1 protein-coding gene and 1 pseudogene are annotated in these 2824 nt (G+C 62.1%); one reads left to right on the top strand and one right to left on the bottom strand.

The annotated features are described in order from the left end of the window. Positions 1-183 precede the first annotated feature (183 nt). Positions 184-2721, top strand: a pseudogene (locus BK658_RS30275) (beta strand repeat-containing protein); the annotation flags it as partial. Here the strand turns inward: BK658_RS30275 and BK658_RS30655 are convergent. Then, the gene (locus tag BK658_RS30655; protein WP_404943164.1) at positions 2676-2774 is read right to left on the bottom strand and encodes a hypothetical protein; all 99 of its coding nucleotides are present in this window, start codon (positions 2772-2774) and stop codon (positions 2676-2678) included. The pseudogene BK658_RS30275 and the gene BK658_RS30655 sit on opposite strands and share 46 nt — an antisense overlap. Positions 2775-2824 lie beyond the last annotated feature (50 nt).

The following is a 2824-nucleotide window of genomic DNA, read 5'->3' as shown; positions in this document are numbered from 1 at the left end:
ACCACCATCGAAAGCACCACCGGCGGCAACTTCGAGCAGTTGACCCCGAGCACGACTCCGGCCGTTACGACGATTACCGACTCGATCGATAACACCGGGTTGACGCTCACCGCCAATAACACGATTACCGAAGGCGGGCAGATCACCTACACCGCGACCCTGACCAATCCGGCCGGCACGCCGATGACCGTCACGCTGAGCAATGGCGCCGTCATCAACATCGAGGCCGGTAAAACCAGCGGTTCCGTCGTGGTCGACACCCCGGCCAACGACGTCTACAAAAACGGCAGCACGGTCAGCACCACCATCGAAAGCACCACTGGCGGTAACTTCGAGCAGCTGACCCCGAGCAGCACCCCGACGGTCACCACCATCACCGATTCGATCGACAACACCGGGTTGACGCTCACCGCCAATAACAGCATTACCGAAGGCGGCCAGATCACTTACACCGCCACCCTGACCAACCCGGCTGGCACCGCGATGAGCGTGACCCTGTCCAATGGCGCGGTGATCAACATCGAGGCTGGCAAGACTTCCGGTTCGGTGGTGGTCGACACGCCAGCCAACGACGTTTACAAAAACGGCAGCACCGTCAGCACCACCATCGAAAGCACCACCGGTGGCAACTTCGAGCAACTGACTCCGAGCAGCACGCCGGCGGTGACCACCATCACCGATTCGATCGACAACACCGGGCTGTCCCTGGCAGCAACCGGTTCGGTGGTTGAAGGCGGCCAGATCACCTACACCGCGACGCTGAGCAATCCGGCGGGCACCGCGATGAGCGTGACCCTGTCCAACGGGGCGGTCATCAACATCGAAGCCGGTAAAACAACCGGCAGCGTGGTGGTCGACACCCCGGCCAATGACGTCTACAAGAACGGCAGCACGGTCAGCACCACCATCGAAAGCACCAGCGGTGGCAACTTCGAGCAGTTGACCCCGAGCAGCACGCCAGCGGTCACCACCATCACCGATTCGATCGACAACACTGGCCTCAGCCTGACTGCCACTGGCAATGTCACCGAAGGCGGGCAGATTACCTACACCGCGACCTTGAGCAACCCGGCCGGCACCGCGATGACCGTCACGCTCAGCAATGGCGCCGTGATCAACATCGACGCCGGTAAAACCAGCGGTTCCGTGGTGGTCGACACCCCGGCGAATGACGTCTACAAGAACGGCAGCACCGTCAGCACCACCATCGAAAGCACCACCGGTGGCAACTTCGAGCAGCTGACCCCGAGTAGCACCCCGGCGGTCACCACCATCACCGACTCGATCGACAACACCGGGCTGTCCCTGACAGCAACCGGTTCGGTCACCGAAGGCGGGCAGATCACTTACACCGCGACCCTGACCAACCCGGCCGGCACCGCGATGAGCGTCACGCTCAGCAATGGCGCCGTGATCAATATCGAAGCCGGCAAGACTTCCGGTTCCGTGGTGGTCGACACCCCGGCCAACGACGTCTACAAGAACGGCAGCACGGTCAGCACCACCATCGAAAGCACCACCGGTGGCAACTTCGAGCAGCTGACCCCGAGCACCACGCCGGCGGTCACGACGATTACCGACTCGATCGATAACACCGGTCTGTCCCTGGCAGCAACCGGTTCGGTCACCGAAGGTGGCCAGATCACCTACACCGCCACCCTGAGCAATCCGGCCGGCACGCCGATGACCGTCACGCTCAGCAATGGCGCGGTGATCAACATCGAGGCTGGTAAAACCACCGGCAGCGTGGTGGTCGACACCCCAGCCAACGACGTCTACAAAAATGGCAGCACGGTCAGCACCACCATCGAAAGCACCACTGGCGGCAATTTCGAGCAGTTGACCCCGAGCACTACGCCGGCGGTCACCACCATCACCGATTCGATCGATAACACCGGGCTGACGCTCACCGCCAACAACACGATTACCGAAGGCGGGCAGATCACCTACACCGCGACGCTGAGCAATCCGGCTGGCACCGCGATGAGCGTGACCTTGTCCAACGGTGCGGTGATCAACATCGAGGCCGGCAAGACTTCCGGTTCGGTGGTGGTCGACACCCCGGCCAATGACGTTTATAAAAACGGCAGCACCGTCAGCACCACCATCGAAAGCACCACCGGCGGCAATTTCGAGCAGTTGACCCCGAGCACGACGCCGGCGGTCACCACCATCACCGATTCGATCGACAACACCGGGCTGTCCCTGGCGGCGACCGGTTCGGTGGTTGAAGCCGGCCAGATCACTTACACCGCGACGCTGACCAACCCGGCCGGCACGCCGATGACCGTCACGCTGAGCAATGGCGCCGTCATCAACATCGAGGCCGGCAAAACTTCCGGTTCGGTGGTGGTCGACACCCCGGCGAACGACGTTTACAAAAACGGCAGCACCGTCAGCACCACCATCGAAAGCACCACCGGTGGCAACTTCGAGCAGTTGACCCCGAGCACCACTCCGGCGGTCACCACCATCACCGACTCGATCGACAACACCGGCCTGTCCCTGGCGGCAACCGGTTCGGTCACCGAAGGCGGGCAGATTACCTACACCGCGACGCTGACCAACCCGGCTGGCACCGCGATGAGCGTGACCTTGTCGAATGGTGCAGTGATCAACATCGAGGCCGGCAAAACCAGCGGTTCGGTGGTGGTCGATACCCCGGCCAACGACGTCTACAAAAACGGCAGCACCGTCAGCACCACCATCGAAAGCACCACCTCCAGCCACCGCGATAAGCCGAACCCGAACACGACCCCGGCCGTTACCACCATCACCGATTCGATCGACAATACCGGCCTGAGCCTGACCGCAAATGGTTCGG

Source organism: Pseudomonas brassicacearum (assembly GCF_003732175.1).
Classification (GTDB): Bacteria; Pseudomonadota; Gammaproteobacteria; order Pseudomonadales; family Pseudomonadaceae; genus Aquipseudomonas; species Aquipseudomonas brassicacearum_G.
Note: the sequence above shows the minus strand (reverse complement) of the source record. Positions and strands in the feature narration are given on the sequence as shown.